Here is a 13,003-nt window from a genome sequence, read left to right as displayed (position 1 = left end):
CGTTAGCGTAATCACGGGCGCCATACAGGCATGATGTGTTCATCAATCGCCCAGTGGGGTTGGCGAGGTCGCAGGCATATGCCACCCACCCATCGCACATGGCTGGCGTGATCCAGCCAGTTGGCGTCACCGTTCAACACGGCCTGCCCCAGCGCAGTCAACGCCAGCACCTGGCGTGGCCATTCCAGGTGCGTCTCGGTGGCTGTCAGTAAAGGGTTGTCGCCATCGATCAGCGGTCGCAACAGCGCATGAAACATCATGTCCCCCAGGAACGGCAGCGGTTCACGCTTGGCCATCAGTTCGGCAAACACCCGACCGAATGGCGTTGGCCCGTTTTCGGCGAGGTACGTCAGGGCCAGGCGCTCGGTCAGCGACAGGCCGTCGTGCAGGCCGGGCAATTCCTGTAATTGACGCAACAACGCCGGGGCAAGCAACGGCAAGGCGGTGTGGCTGTCGTGGGCTATTTGCGCCCATCTGACTGGCGAGCTGTCGCAGTACGCCGACCAGGCCTGTTTGGCCAGTTGCACGGCGTCCTCCTCGAGCAAGCGCCGTTGCGGCCATAGCCACGCCAATACATCCGGCGCCAGTTGGCCGATGCCGATAAAACGCTGCACGCCGGGAATGCGGTCCACCTCGATGAGCTCCAGTTTGTGCGGCACCTGTTCAAGACCGGCGAGTGCGCGGATCAGGAACAGCTGGTCATAGGCATCCGCTTCGCACCACAGCACACTGTGGTCGGCGCTGGCCAATGCGTCGAGGTGGTCATATTCAACGTCGACGCGACGAGCTGCATCGGCGTCATCGATGGCGAAGGCCTGGCTGATAAAGGCACTGCGCAGGGCGCGGAACGCCTGGCGGGGCAAATCGCGGACCGGGCCCATGCACAGCGGGTCGGCGAGCATCCGGAACTGCCCTTTGAACCCTGCCAGTTGCAGGCTGTGGGCAATGTCATTGCCGCAGCGCCAATGGGTGGTACGGGCTTCATCGCTGGCGGTGAAGTCGGGGTGGCGGGCGGCGAAGTCGATGGCATCGATATGGGCCTTGAGCTTTGGCCAACTGCTGAAACCCAGCTGCCTGGCGATTTCCCATTGGGCCAGGGACAGGGTAGCGTTCGGGTTTTCGGCTTTCAGGCGTGGCAGCAGTTCCTTGGCACGCTTGCGCTGTTGCTCAAGGTTGAGACGGCCATCGGTGTTGAGTGGTTGTGACATACGATCTCCTTGCACAAACCTTTTCCGCTTCAAGGTGGGGAGTCGTAGAAAAAGAGGGTTTTGCAGTGTCCTGGGCGCAGCCCTTTCCGCGGAAGGTGGCGTAGAGAGCGCCAGGCGGGAAATATAGGCAGTGCCGCGCTCGTTTGCAAATCAGTGTTGCGCGTCTGGCGTGTGATCAACCCAATGGGTCTTGATCCCCTTCGCCCACGCCACTGTGTAGAAACAGCTCAGCAATACAATCCCCCACTGTTCGGCATTGATGGATGACCAGAACCAGAACGGCTGGCCCGCCATGCCGAACAGGCAGGCGTAGCGGCGCACTTTCAAGCGTTTGCTTTGGCTGAACCAGATGGCAACGACGCCGAGGGCGGCGATCATGATTTGGGCAATCACGGGGGGCTCCTTGAATGGGAAAAGGCAGCCTTGGCGCAAGGCTGCCAAGGCATTACTTGTCCTTGCGCGCATCCATGGTCTTTTGATGCTCAGCCAAAAACGGCTGCTCCGCCGGATCAAAGCGGTCGATCCCGGCGGTAAAGCGATGCCAGTATGGGTATAACGGCTGGCGGCGCGTCACGGCTTCGATGCGTGAAGCTTGTTCCTGGGTCAGTGTCAACTCAGTCGCAGCGAGGTTGTCGCGCAGGTGCTCTTCGGTGCGGGCGCCGACGATCAGCGACGTGATGCCCGGTCGGTCCTTGAGCCACGCCAGACACGTGCGGGCTACCGAGACGCCGTGTTCGTCACCGACGGCGGCAAGGGTTTCGATGATATCGAGCGCCCGCTCCTGATCATGCACATAGGGTTCCGGCCAACCGCTGCCCTGGCGGGTGTTGGCGGGCGGCTTGTGACCCCGACGGGTAGACCCGGTCAACAGGCCTTCGCCCATCGGGCCCCACACCAGTGTGCCCACCGACTGGTCCAGTGCCAGTGGCAGCAGTTCGTACTCGGCTTCGCGGGATTCCGGGGTGTAGTAGATCTGCTGGGTGACAGGTTTGAGCATGCCGTGCAGTTCGGCCTTGCCCAGGGTCTTCATCATCTGCCAGGCGGTGAAATTGCTGGTGCCGAAGTAGCGTATTTTCCCCGAACCTACCAACAGCCGCAGCGCTTCGAGGGTTTCCTCGATGGGGGTCATGCCGTCCCAGTTGTGCAGTTGATAGAGGTCGATATGGTCGGTGCCCAAGCGTTTCAGGCTGGCTTCGCACGCGCGAATCAGATGGTAGCGCGAAGAACCGGAGTTGTTGGGGTTGTTGTCCACCGGGCTGCGGCCCTTGGTGGCCAGCAGGATATCGTTGCGTTTGGCGCCCAAGGCTTTGCCGACGACTTCCTCGGCCAGGCCATGGGAATAGAGGTCGGCGGTGTCGACCATGTTCACACCCGCGTCGAACGCGATATCGAACATGCGTTTGGCCTGGGGGACGTCCACCGATCCGCATTGTTCAAACTCGGCGCGACCGCCGAAGGGCACGGTGCCCAGGATGATTTCGGATACCAGCAGGCCGGAATGGCCCAGTTGTCGGTATTGCATGTCGCCTCCTCGGTAACGTTGAATCTAAAGCTCTGAGCCACACCGGATGCGATAGTTTGAATTTTTTGCATGAAATCCTGGCGAGTGTGCCTCACCATTGCATCATCCGGATTGAGAGGAACACCGCGTCCATGAGCGCACTGATTGAAACCCGCGCCCTCACGCGCCTGGACGAGCGTCGCCAGGTGCCGTTGCTCCAGCCCACCGATTTCAGCCTGCAGGCCGGCGACCGGGTGTCGATCACCGGCTCATCCGGCTCCGGCAAAAGCGTATTCCTGCGCGCACTGGCGTTGCTGGATGCGCCCACGTCCGGGCAGATCCTGTGGAACGGCGAGCCGATCGGCAACGCGCAGATTCCTCACTACCGCTGCCATATCAGCTACCTCTCCCAACGTCCGGCGCTGCTCGACGGTACGGTGGAAGACAACCTGCGTTTTCCCTACAGCCTCAAGACCTCGCGCAAGCGCAGCTTCGACCTGGCGACGGTGACCGCACTGCTGGGCCACGCCGGCAAGACGCCGGACTTTCTGGCCAAACACGCCGCCGACCTCTCAGGCGGTGAGTCCCAGGTGGTCTCGCTGATCCGCACCCTGCAACTCAAACCCGAAGTGCTGCTGCTGGACGAGCCCACCGCCGCCCTCGATCCCACCTCGTCCCGCGAAGTGGAAGCGCTGATCGACGCCTGGTTTGCCGGGGACAGTTCCCGTGCCTGCATCTGGGTCTCCCACGACCTGGACCAGGCCCGGCGCATGAGTGACATCCACTTGCAGATGAGCGCCGGTGTACTGAACGGAGTGGCCCAGCCATGAATTACCAGAACCTCACCGCGCTGGACATGGGCATTGCCGCCTCGCTGATCCTGATCAATGGCGCGCTGTCGCTGCTGTTGCGCCTGGGCCTGGGCCGCCAATTGCTGTGGGCGGCGGTGCGCACGGTGGTGCAACTGCTGGCCATCGGTTACCTGTTGGGCTGGGTCTTCGAGTTCGCCTATTGGTACGTGGTGCTGCCGCTGATGTGCGCCATGACCCTGATCGCCGGTCTCTCCGCCGCCGGGCGAGGACGGCGGACTTACCGGGGCCAGCGGGTCGACAGCATCCTGTCGGTATGGGGCAGCTCATGGCTGGTCACCGCCGTGGGCCTGTTTGCGGTGATCCGCATCCACCCCTGGTACGAGCCGCAATACGCGATCCCGATCCTTGGCATGATCCTCGGCAACACCCTGACTGGGGTCTCCCTGGGTATCGAACGCATGACCCAGGAACTGACCTCGGGGCGCAACACCATCGAAATGATCCTGGCCCTCGGCGGCTCACGCTGGGAGGCCGCGCAGGATGCCATCCGCCAGGCGGTGCGCGCCGGGATGATCCCGACGCTGAACCAGATGACGGTGGTCGGCATCGTCAGCCTGCCCGGCATGATGACCGGGCAAGTGCTGGCGGGAGAAAGCCCGGTGGACGCGGTGCGCTATCAGATCGTGATCATGTTCCTGATTGCCGCGTCGTCGGCGTTGGGTACGGTGGGGGCGGTGTTGCTCACTTACCAGCGGTTGTTTTCTGCGAGCCATCGGTTTTTGCGGGACAGACTCGAGGAACGCTGAGCGGTATTGTTTCACTGGGTGAAATGCTCGATTGTAGAGCGTGGTGATTCCAACGTCAGGGGCCAGCGGTAGAGCATGTGCGGCGTTGCCATCCCATTCTCTTGGAGCCTTTCATGATCAAACTCTATGGTTTTCCGTTGTCCGGCCACTCTCATCGGGTCGAGCTGATGTTGTCCCTGCTGGGCTTGCCCACGGAATTTATCCTGGTGGATCTCAAGCAAGGCGCCCATAAGTCCTCGGACTATCTGGCCACGATCAACAGCTTCGGCCAGGTGCCGGCGATTGATGACAACGGCGTGGTGTTGGCCGACTCCAATGCGATCCTGGTCTACCTGGCCAACACCTACGGCAAGGGCCAGTGGCTGCCGGGTGATGCTGTGGGGCAGGCGCGGGTGCAGCGCTGGCTCTCGGCCGCCGCCGGTCAACTGCACGTCGGGCCCGCGTCGGCGCGGTTGGCCACGGTGTTTGGCGCGGACATCGATACCTGCGTCGCCATTGCCCGTTCCCACGCCTTGCTGAAACTGATGGAGACGCAACTGAGCCAAAACCGCTTCCTGGCCGGCGAGCAACCGACCATCGCCGATGTCGCTTTCTACACCTACACCGCCCATGCGCCGGAAGGCAATGTGTCCCTGGCCGACTACCCTCAGGTGCGTGCCTGGCTCGCCAGCATCGAAGCACTGCCGGGATTTGTCGGCATGCCACGCACAGCCGTGGGCTTGCAATCCCACTAACGCGAACCCCGGTTGTGGTCACTGAGCCTGTTGTGGCAGGCGAGCTTGCCACAGGGGAATAGCAATATGCAGTTGCTCGAGAGGAGTGCCGATGGACCGATTTCATGAAATGCAGGTGTTCCTGGCGGTGGCCGAGGAGGAGGGTTTTGCCGCCGCCGCACGCCGCCTGAACACCTCGCCACCCAGCGTGACCCGGGCCATCGCCGCCATGGAGGAACGTATCGGCACCCAACTGCTGGCGCGCACCACCCGCAGCGTGCACCTGACCGAAGCCGGCCAGCGTTACCTGGAGGATTGCCGGCGTATCCTGGCAGACCTCGATGAAGCCGAAGAAGCGGCGGCCGGCAGTTACTCCATCCCCTGCGGCCACCTGACGGTCACGGCGCCAGTGCTGTTTGGCGAGCTGTATGTGGCGCCGGTGCTGGGGGAGTACCTGGACCGCTTTCCGTTGGTGAACATCAATGCCTTGCTGGTCGACCGCGTGATCAACCTGGTCGACGAAGGCGTCGATGTCGCAGTGCGTATCGGTCATCTGCACGAGCCGGGCCAGCAGGCGATCAAGGTCGGCGAAGTGCGCCGGGTCGTCTGTGCAGCGCCAGCCTATCTCGACCAGCACGGGCGACCGGAGCACCCGTCGCAGTTGCGTGAGGCCAAGATCGTCACGTCATCGTCGAGCCAGCTGGTGAGTGGCTGGGAGTTTGTCGACGCCGGCCAACCCTTGTCCGTGCCCATCGAACCGCGCCTGGTCGTTACGGCAAACAATGCCGCGATCAACCTGGCGCGCCTGGGCTGGGGCATGACGCGGGTGCTGTCCTACCAGGTCGCAACGGCGGTGGCGGCGGGCGAGTTGGAGATCGTCCTTCAAGCGTATGAGGCTGAGCCGTTGCCGATCCAGGTGGTGTTCCAGAAAAGCGGCCGCGTGCCGGCCAAGATCAACACCTTTGTCGACTTTCTCAGCCATCGCCTGGGCCAGGACGCCGCCCTGAACCCTGCGATGAAACGGCGCGGTTGATGGAGCGCTATCGCGATATGCAGTTGTTCGCCGCACTGGCCGGACACTCGAGCCTGGCCGGCGCAGCGCGCAGTGCGCAGGTGTCCGGGCCGACACTGGTCCGTGCGGTGGCCCGCCTGGAAGCGCGCCTGCGCGTGCCATTGCTTGAACGCAGCACGCAGGGCGTGAGCCTGACCGACGCCGGCAACGCGTACCTGGCCAATTGCGTGCGCCTGCTCGCCGCCGTGGACGCCGCCGAAGCCTCGGCCAAAGGCTTGCATGTGCAGGCCCAGGGCAACCTGCGGGTGTTTTTGCCCTTTCTGTTCAGCGCTCATGTGATGGCGCCGGTCTTGGCCGACTACCTGGACCGTTATCCCGAGGTGGGCCTCGCGGCGCACTACCACGACTATTATCCCAACCTGCACGAAGAAGGGCTGGACGTGGCGATCCTCGTCGGTGAGTTGCCCGACTCGTCGTTGATCGCGCGGTCGGTGGGGCAGGTGCGGCATATCCTTTGCGCCAGCCCCGGTTATCTGGCGATTCACGGTGAGCCTCAACGCCCGGACGACCTCCAGCGCCATCGGCTGATCGCCACTGCCGGCCAGGTGCATTGGGATTTCCAGGGCTACCCACTCAAGGCCCGTGCGCGCCTGGGCTGCGCCACGGTGCAGGGCGCGATCAATGCGGCGGTGCATGGGGCGGGGGTGATTCGCTGCCTGAGTTACCCGGTTCACGAGCATGTGCAGAGCGGGCAATTGCGTCGCCTGTTGCCGGGTTTTGAACAGCCACCATTGCCCGTGCACGTGGTGTACCGCGAAGGCCGCAACGCACCGATGCGCGTGCGCAGCTTTGTCGACCACTGCGTGGCGGCGCTGCGTGAACACCCGGCATTTCAACTGGCGTAACAGTGGATTGCCTGGCGTGGTGATTCCCTGGGTGGCGAGCAGGGCGCAGCATCGGGCTATCCAACATGAGGTGCTTGCCATGAACCTGATCGAACCATCGCCCTGGCATGCCGGTGAACGGCACATGCAACAAGCAGTGGGGGTCGCCGAGCGCATGGCCGTGGTCGGGCCCAAGGTGATCCGTGATCATTTGCCCGAACAGCATCGGGATTTCTACCCTTTGTTGCCGTACCTGATGCTGGGTGTGGTGGACGAGCAAGGCATTCCCTGGGCGACGCTGCTTGAAGGCGCCCCGGGCTTTGCCCACTCGCCGGACCCGCAGACCTTGCAGGTCGACAGTCTGCCGTCGGCCAACGACCCGGCCCGCAACGCTTTGCGTGAAGGTGCATCCATCGGCCTGCTGGGCATCGACCTCAACACCCGCCGCCGCAACCGCATGAACGGACGTATCGGTGCGCTTGATCACGAAGGCTTTTCGGTCGACGTGGTGCACACGTTCGGCAACTGCCCCAAGTACATCCAATTGCGGCCGGTGGATGCCATCGCACGCAAACCCGGCAGCGTGGCCGAACGTTCCAGCAGCCTGGATGACGCGGCCCAAGCGCTGATCCGCAATGCCGACACCTTCTTCGTCGCCAGCTACGTCGAGGTGGATGGCCAGCGCTCGGTGGACGTTTCCCATCGCGGCGGCAATACGGGTTTTGTGCGGGTCGAAGGCAACGTGCTGACCATCCCCGACTTTGCCGGCAACCTGTTCTTCAACACCCTGGGCAATCTGCAGGTGAACCCGGTGGCGGGGTTGTTATTCATCGATTTTGAATCGGGGGATGTGCTGCAGGTGGCCGGGCGCACTTCACTGATCCTCGACGGCCCGCAAGTGGCGCTGTTCGAGGGCGCCCAGCGCTTGTGGACGGTCACCGTGGAACATGTGGTGCGGCGCCCGGCGGCGCTGGCGTTGCGGTGGCAGTTCGCGGAGTTTTCGCCGTTCAGTCTGGCGATGGGGAGTTGGTAGCCAGCACCCCTCGATGATCCCGATATGTTGCGGGATGTTGAACCGCCGGATTGAACAATTGCTTTGGTGGGTTTTCTGTGGCGAGCGGGCTCGCCACAGTTGCAGTGTCCGCCCCAATTGGGAGGGTATCAGCCAGATATGGTCGGTTTTCAAAGGCCTTGAAAGAGCTGACCCTCAGTACCGAATCATCACCGACTTGAGCTCGGTGTAATCCTCGATGAATGCACTGCCAAACTCCCGGCCAACCCCCGAAGACCGACTGCCCCCAAACGGCACGGCCGGGTCGAGCAGTGTGTGCATATTCACCCACAATGTGCCGGCCTTGATCGCCGGCACCATGCGCAGGGCCTTGCCCAAGTCGTTGGTCCACAGGCTGGCGCTGAGGCCGTAGGGGCCGTTGTTCATCAGCGCGAGCAGCTCCTCTTCACTGTCGTAGGGCAGGAAGGTCGCGATGGGGCCGAAGGTTTCTTCGTTGAGCAGGGTGTCGTTGATGCTGTTGGCGAGGATCACCGTGGGCTCGACGTAGCAGCCGGGGCGGTCGATGAGTTTGCCGCCGTGGATGATCCGGTTGTTTTCGGCGCGGGCCTGGCTGAAATAGCCGAGCAGTTTGAGTTGGTGCTGATGGTGGGTGACCGGGCCGAATTCGGTGCTTTCGTCCAGCGGCGAACCGATGGTGAGGCGGCTGAGGCGCTGGCTGAGTGTGTCCAGCACCGCGTCGATCTGCGAACGGTGCACGAAGAAACGTTCGGCCGCTGCGCAGATTTGCCCGGCGTGCAAAAAGCCGGCTTCGATGATGCCGTCCACCGCCTTGTCCACCTCCACGTCGCGCAGGAACCCGGCGGCGTTCTTGCCGCCCAGTTCCAGGGTCGCACGGGTGAGGCCGGCGCCCATGGCGCTGCGGCCCACGGCGATGCCGGTGGGCACCGAACCGGTGAAGGACACCTTGTGCGTGCCGGGGTGTTCCACCAGGCCTTTGCCGACATGGCCGCCGCCTGTCAACACGTTGAGCACACCCGCGGGCAACCCCGCTTCGATGGCCAGCTCGGCGATGCGCAGGATCGTCAGCGGCGTGAATTCGCTGGGCTTGATGATAATGCTGCAGCCGGTCACCAGTGCCGAGGCGAGTTTCCAGACGGCGATCATGGTCGAGAAATTCCACGGCACGATGCCCACCACCACGCCCACCGGTTCGCGCAGGGTGAACGCGGTGTAGCGTTCGCCATTGAACGAAGGCAGCGACGGGGTGAGCGTCTGGCCGCTGATCTTGGTCGCCCAGCCTGCGTAGTAACGCAGGAAGTGCGCCGCCTGGTCGACCTCGAACGCGCGGGCAATCTGGATGATCTTGCCGGACTGACAGGTCTCGATCTGCGCCAGTTCTTCGCGGTTGCGCTCCAGCAGGTCGGCGAGTTTGTGCAGCACATTGCCGCGTGTCGCCGGCGCAGCCTGGGACCACAGTTCAAAGCCCCGGTTGGCGGAGTCCACCGCTGCATCGATATCCGCCAGGTCGGCCTCCGCCACGTGGGCGATCACTTCACCGGTGGCCGGGTTGGTCACCGCCAGCGTCTGGCTGGAATGGCCGTGGACGTTGACGCCGTCGATGAACAGCCCATGGGGGCGACGTAAAAACGCTTCGACGTGAGGCAACAGCGGGATATCACTCATGGCGGGTTCCTGGCAGTTCACAAAAGAAAACCCGAGGGTATCCAAGCCGCCCGCGCCTGGCTTGACTGTGCCTGCCAGGCGTCATGCCTGTGGCTGCCGCGCCTGTGAAAAGTACAACCTTGCCTGTGGAACGTGCATTTTCCACGCGCCCGACCCGTTCGATACTGGCCCTGCATCCAGCGCTGCTCCTCGACTTGGAGCGGCTGCCGGACTTCCAATAATAAGCAGGGCCGTCCATGAAAAAGCCAAATCCGCTCCTCGAAGACCTCAAGCCCCTCCTGCCCCAGATTGCGGCAAATGCCACGCGTGCCGAACAGCAACGCCAGGTGCCGGATGAGAACATCGCCTTGCTCAAAAGCATCGGCCTGCACCGTGCCTTTCAACCCAAGGCCTTTGGTGGCCTGGAACTGTCGCTGCCCGAGTTCGCCGACTGCATCGCCTTGCTCGCCGGCAGCTGTGCCAGCACCGCCTGGGCCATGAGCCTGCTGTGCACCCACAGCCACCAACTGGCGCTGTTTTCGGCCCGGTTGCAGCAGGAAATCTGGGGCGAAAACCCGGATGCCACCGCCAGCAGCAGTATTGCGCCGTTCGGGCGCGTGGTGGAGGGCGAAGGCGGTGTGCACTTCAGCGGTGAAATGGGCTGGAGCAGTGGCTGTGACCATGGCGAGTGGGCGATTGTCGGCTGCCGCCGACAGAACGCCGAAGGCACCCAGGATTACTGCTTTGCCGTGCTGCCGCGCAGTGACTACCAGATCCGCGATGACTGGTTCGCCGCCGGCATGAAGGGCAGCGGCACCAAGACCCTGGTCATCGACAATGCCTGGGTGCCCGAGCACCGGATCCAGAAGGCCAAGGACATGATGGAGGGCAAGTCCGCAGGTTTTGGCCTCTACCCCGACAGCCAGATTTTCTACGCGCCGTACCGGCCGTATTTCGCCAGTGGTTTTTCCACCGTCAGCCTTGGCGTGGCCGAGCGCATGCTGGAGGTGTTCCGCGAAAAAACCAAAACTCGCGTGCGCGCCTACACCGGTGCCGCCGTGGGCGCGGCAACGCCGGCGTTGATGCGCCTGGCCGAGTCCACCCACCAGGTGGCCGCTGCCCGTGCGTTCCTTGAAAAGACCTGGCAGGACCACGCCGAACACAGCGCCGCCCAGCGTTACCCGAGCCGCGAAACCCTGGCCTTCTGGCGTACCAACCAGGCCTACGCCACCAAGATGTGCATCGAGGCAGTGGACCGCCTGTTCGCCGCCGCCGGTGGCAATGCCTGGTTCGAACACAACGAAATGCAGCGCCTGTTCCGTGATTCCCATATGACCGGCGCCCATGCCTACACCGACTACGACGTCTGCGCGCAGATCCTCGGCCGTGAGCTGATGGGCCTGGAGCCGGACCCGAGCATGGTGTGACCCGTTCTTCCACTACAACAATCAGGGCGTCCGTTCGAGGGCGTCCGGGAGTCTTGCATGCCTGACAACAGCCTTTTCGACCCACGGGCCTTTCGCCGCGCCCTGGGCAACTTCGCCACTGGCGTGACCGTGGTCACCGCCGCCACCGCGTCCGGGCGCAAGGTGGGCGTGACCGCCAACAGTTTCAACTCGGTGTCCCTCGACCCGCCACTGGTGCTGTGGAGCATCGATAAACGCTCCAACAGTCACGAAGTGTTCGAGGAGGCCAGTCACTTCGCAGTGAATGTGCTGGCGGCGGATCAGGTGCACCTGTCCAACAATTTTGCGCGCCCGCGTGAAGACCGCTTCGCCCTGATCGAGTACGAACCGGGGGAGGGCGGTTCACCGGTGTTCGCCGATTGTTCGGCACGGTTCCACTGCGAAAAATACCAGCAGGTGGACGGTGGCGACCACTGGATCATGATCGGCAAGGTGGTGGCCTTCGATGATTTCGGGCGTGCGCCGCTGTTGTATCACCAGGGCGCCTATGCCGAGGTCCAGGCGCTGCGTCCCTGCGCGCCCGAGACGGTTCAGAACGGTACGGCGACCACCAACTGACTGTAGACATTGGTGCCGTTGCCACCGACCTGGTTGCCACCGGTCTCTGCATTCTTGTCGGGTGTGTAGAGACCCAGCAGCGGCGTGATGATCAGGTGCTCGTTCACCGCCCACTCGGCGTACAGGTCCAGCTCGCGACCGTCCAGGTTCAACTGGCCACGGGTGCTGACGGTCTTGTAGTCGAAGAACAGCGCACCCAGGGTGAGGTTCTCCAGCGGCTTGACCTTGAGCGCCAGGTGTTGCACGGAGGTGTTGGTGTTGTACGGGCCGGAGTAGTTGCCTGCCACTTCGCCCTGCACCCAGGTGCCGTAGCCACGGTTGAAACCGGCGAACATTGCATCCCAGTTCTTTGAATAGCGCGCGTAGCGGTAGGTCAGGTCCGGCGACCAGGGCAGGTCGACGAAGGTGTAGCCGCCTTCGGCGTAGCCGGCATTTTCCTGGCTGTCGCGGCGGTCCTGGCGCGCCAGTTCAAAGGCGAAGTGCGCGTTGTCGATACCGGCATTGCCGGCGCCGCGCAGGCTGTACAGGTTCATGCCTTTGCGCTGGCGCTGCACGTCGCTGGCGAAGCGCTCGTCCACATCGATCCCATGAATATACGTGAGCCCCAGAGTGCCCGGCGCGGCGCTGTACTCCAGGGTGCCGGCGGCCATTTCGGTCATGGCCTGGGCGGGGTTGTCGGACTTGATCCACATCAGGCTGCCATGCACGCCGTCCTTGCCGCCGAGGCGGATCACCGCGGTCTTGTCGAAGGCATGGCGCGCGGCGATGTAGTAGGCGCCACCACGGTTGAACTCGCCGTCACCCACGCCCTTGCCGAGATTGGGGCCATCGTCGTTGATCAGGAAACCGTCGCCCAGCATGATGATCTGCCGACCGAACGACAGGTCCACGCCGTCCTTGCCCAAGGCCGGGAACAGCTCGCCCGAGCGCCAGCCGGCGAAGGCTTCGTCGAACTTGGTGGTGCGCTCCTTGCCTGTGGTGACCCCGGAGGCATCGCCATCGCCCCAGGTGCCGGAACTCACCAGGTTGGCCGTGCCATACACGCCACCAAAGCGGCCCAGGCTCTGGTCGACGCTCAGGCCGTACTTGATGAAGGCTTCGCGCCAAGTGGAACCGCCGCTGCGCCCATCGTAGTTCTTCGGGCTGTTGAACATCCCGTACACGGCGAGGAAGTTGCCGGTGACGTGGGTGTCGGCATCGGCGTACAGCTCGACCGCCTGGGCCTGGCCCACCAGCAACGCAATCCCCAGGCCGACCGCCTGGCGCAGGCCGCGATTTTTCAGTGTGTGCTCCATTGTTATTGTCCCCAGCTTGGTTAAGAGTGAGGGCGCATTAGGGCGAGTGACGGGGGCCTGAGTCTTTTCTCTGC

12 protein-coding genes and 1 pseudogene are annotated in these 13,003 nt (G+C 63.3%); 8 read left to right on the top strand and 5 right to left on the bottom strand.

Annotation, left to right across the window (positions count from 1 at the left end):
- Positions 1-11 precede the first annotated feature (11 nt).
- From BM110_RS07710 to BM110_RS07700, 3 genes are all read right to left on the bottom strand, one after another.
- Complete coding sequence (locus BM110_RS07710; RefSeq protein WP_093513034.1) at positions 12-1,208, bottom strand: DUF1835 domain-containing protein; 1,197 nt, start codon at positions 1,206-1,208, stop codon at positions 12-14.
- Between the two features lie 150 nt (positions 1,209-1,358).
- Positions 1,359-1,601: a hypothetical protein gene (locus tag BM110_RS07705; RefSeq protein WP_058426121.1), complete on the bottom strand. Its 243-nt coding sequence runs from the start codon at positions 1,599-1,601 to the stop codon at positions 1,359-1,361.
- A 52-nt stretch (positions 1,602-1,653) separates the two neighbouring features.
- On the bottom strand, positions 1,654-2,730 hold the full coding sequence (locus BM110_RS07700; protein ID WP_092244472.1) for an aldo/keto reductase: 1,077 nt from the start codon (positions 2,728-2,730) through the stop codon (positions 1,654-1,656).
- Between the two features lie 131 nt (positions 2,731-2,861).
- Between BM110_RS07700 and BM110_RS07695 the strand changes: the two genes are divergently transcribed.
- The 6 genes from BM110_RS07695 to BM110_RS07670 all read left to right on the top strand — a co-directional run bounded on the left by BM110_RS07695 (position 2,862) and on the right by BM110_RS07670 (position 7,969).
- Positions 2,862-3,539 (top strand): ABC transporter ATP-binding protein, encoded by a 678-nt coding sequence (locus BM110_RS07695; RefSeq protein WP_093513032.1) that lies wholly within the window; start codon positions 2,862-2,864, stop codon positions 3,537-3,539.
- Positions 3,536-4,327 (top strand): ABC transporter permease, encoded by a 792-nt coding sequence (fetB, locus tag BM110_RS07690; RefSeq protein WP_071492141.1) that lies wholly within the window; start codon positions 3,536-3,538, stop codon positions 4,325-4,327. The genes BM110_RS07695 and fetB overlap by 4 nt, the downstream gene beginning before the upstream one ends.
- Before the next feature lie 113 nt (positions 4,328-4,440).
- Complete coding sequence (locus tag BM110_RS07685) at positions 4,441-5,061, top strand: glutathione S-transferase family protein (protein WP_092244478.1); 621 nt, start codon at positions 4,441-4,443, stop codon at positions 5,059-5,061.
- A gap of 91 nt (positions 5,062-5,152) precedes the next feature.
- On the top strand, positions 5,153-6,073 hold the full coding sequence (locus BM110_RS07680; RefSeq protein ID WP_092244481.1) for a LysR family transcriptional regulator: 921 nt from the start codon (positions 5,153-5,155) through the stop codon (positions 6,071-6,073).
- On the top strand, positions 6,073-6,957 hold the full coding sequence (locus BM110_RS07675) for a LysR family transcriptional regulator (RefSeq protein ID WP_093513030.1): 885 nt from the start codon (positions 6,073-6,075) through the stop codon (positions 6,955-6,957). The genes BM110_RS07680 and BM110_RS07675 overlap by 1 nt, the downstream gene beginning before the upstream one ends.
- A gap of 79 nt (positions 6,958-7,036) precedes the next feature.
- Positions 7,037-7,969 carry a pyridoxamine 5'-phosphate oxidase family protein gene (locus BM110_RS07670; RefSeq protein ID WP_093513028.1) on the top strand — a complete coding sequence of 311 codons (933 nt, stop codon included), beginning with the start codon at positions 7,037-7,039 and terminating at the stop codon, positions 7,967-7,969.
- A gap of 174 nt (positions 7,970-8,143) precedes the next feature.
- Here the strand turns inward: BM110_RS07670 and BM110_RS07665 are convergent, their stop codons facing one another.
- The gene (locus tag BM110_RS07665; RefSeq protein WP_093513026.1) at positions 8,144-9,631 is read right to left on the bottom strand and encodes an aldehyde dehydrogenase family protein; all 1,488 of its coding nucleotides are present in this window, start codon (positions 9,629-9,631) and stop codon (positions 8,144-8,146) included.
- Positions 9,632-9,867: 236 nt separating this feature from the next.
- Between BM110_RS07665 and BM110_RS07660 the strand changes: the two genes are divergently transcribed.
- Positions 9,868-11,037 (top strand): p-hydroxyphenylacetate 3-hydroxylase oxygenase component, encoded by a 1,170-nt coding sequence (locus BM110_RS07660; RefSeq protein WP_093513024.1) that lies wholly within the window; start codon positions 9,868-9,870, stop codon positions 11,035-11,037.
- Between the two features lie 57 nt (positions 11,038-11,094).
- Positions 11,095-11,574 (top strand): annotated as a pseudogene (locus BM110_RS07655) (flavin reductase family protein); the annotation flags it as partial.
- 32 nt (positions 11,575-11,606) lie between these two features.
- On the opposite strand, the gene BM110_RS07650 reads toward BM110_RS07655, so the two are convergent.
- Positions 11,607-12,929 carry an alginate export family protein gene (locus tag BM110_RS07650; RefSeq protein WP_093513021.1) on the bottom strand — a complete coding sequence of 441 codons (1,323 nt, stop codon included), beginning with the start codon at positions 12,927-12,929 and terminating at the stop codon, positions 11,607-11,609.
- Positions 12,930-13,003: the final 74 nt, after the last annotated feature.

The sequence above is a fragment of the Pseudomonas sp. NFPP28 genome (genome assembly GCF_900115535.1).
GTDB classification, from domain to species: Bacteria; Pseudomonadota; Gammaproteobacteria; order Pseudomonadales; family Pseudomonadaceae; genus Aquipseudomonas; species Aquipseudomonas extremorientalis.
This window is presented reverse-complemented; position numbering and strand designations above follow the sequence as displayed.

Bases quoted from the DNA above. Each gene is read 5' to 3' on its own strand.
- BM110_RS07710 (WP_093513034.1), bottom strand. From the start codon at position 1,208: ATGTCACAACCACTCAACACCGATGGCCGTCTCAACCTTGAGCAACAG.
- BM110_RS07700 (WP_092244472.1), bottom strand. From the start codon at position 2,730: ATGCAATACCGACAACTGGGCCATTCCGGCCTGCTGGTATCCGAAATC.
- BM110_RS07695 (WP_093513032.1), top strand. From the start codon at position 2,862: ATGAGCGCACTGATTGAAACCCGCGCCCTCACGCGCCTGGACGAGCGT.
- fetB (WP_071492141.1), top strand. From the start codon at position 3,536: ATGAATTACCAGAACCTCACCGCGCTGGACATGGGCATTGCCGCCTCG.
- BM110_RS07685 (WP_092244478.1), top strand. From the start codon at position 4,441: ATGATCAAACTCTATGGTTTTCCGTTGTCCGGCCACTCTCATCGGGTC.
- BM110_RS07680 (WP_092244481.1), top strand. From the start codon at position 5,153: ATGGACCGATTTCATGAAATGCAGGTGTTCCTGGCGGTGGCCGAGGAG.
- BM110_RS07675 (WP_093513030.1), top strand. From the start codon at position 6,073: ATGGAGCGCTATCGCGATATGCAGTTGTTCGCCGCACTGGCCGGACAC.
- BM110_RS07670 (WP_093513028.1), top strand. From the start codon at position 7,037: ATGAACCTGATCGAACCATCGCCCTGGCATGCCGGTGAACGGCACATG.
- BM110_RS07665 (WP_093513026.1), bottom strand. From the start codon at position 9,631: ATGAGTGATATCCCGCTGTTGCCTCACGTCGAAGCGTTTTTACGTCGC.
- BM110_RS07660 (WP_093513024.1), top strand. From the start codon at position 9,868: ATGAAAAAGCCAAATCCGCTCCTCGAAGACCTCAAGCCCCTCCTGCCC.
- BM110_RS07650 (WP_093513021.1), bottom strand. From the start codon at position 12,929: ATGGAGCACACACTGAAAAATCGCGGCCTGCGCCAGGCGGTCGGCCTG.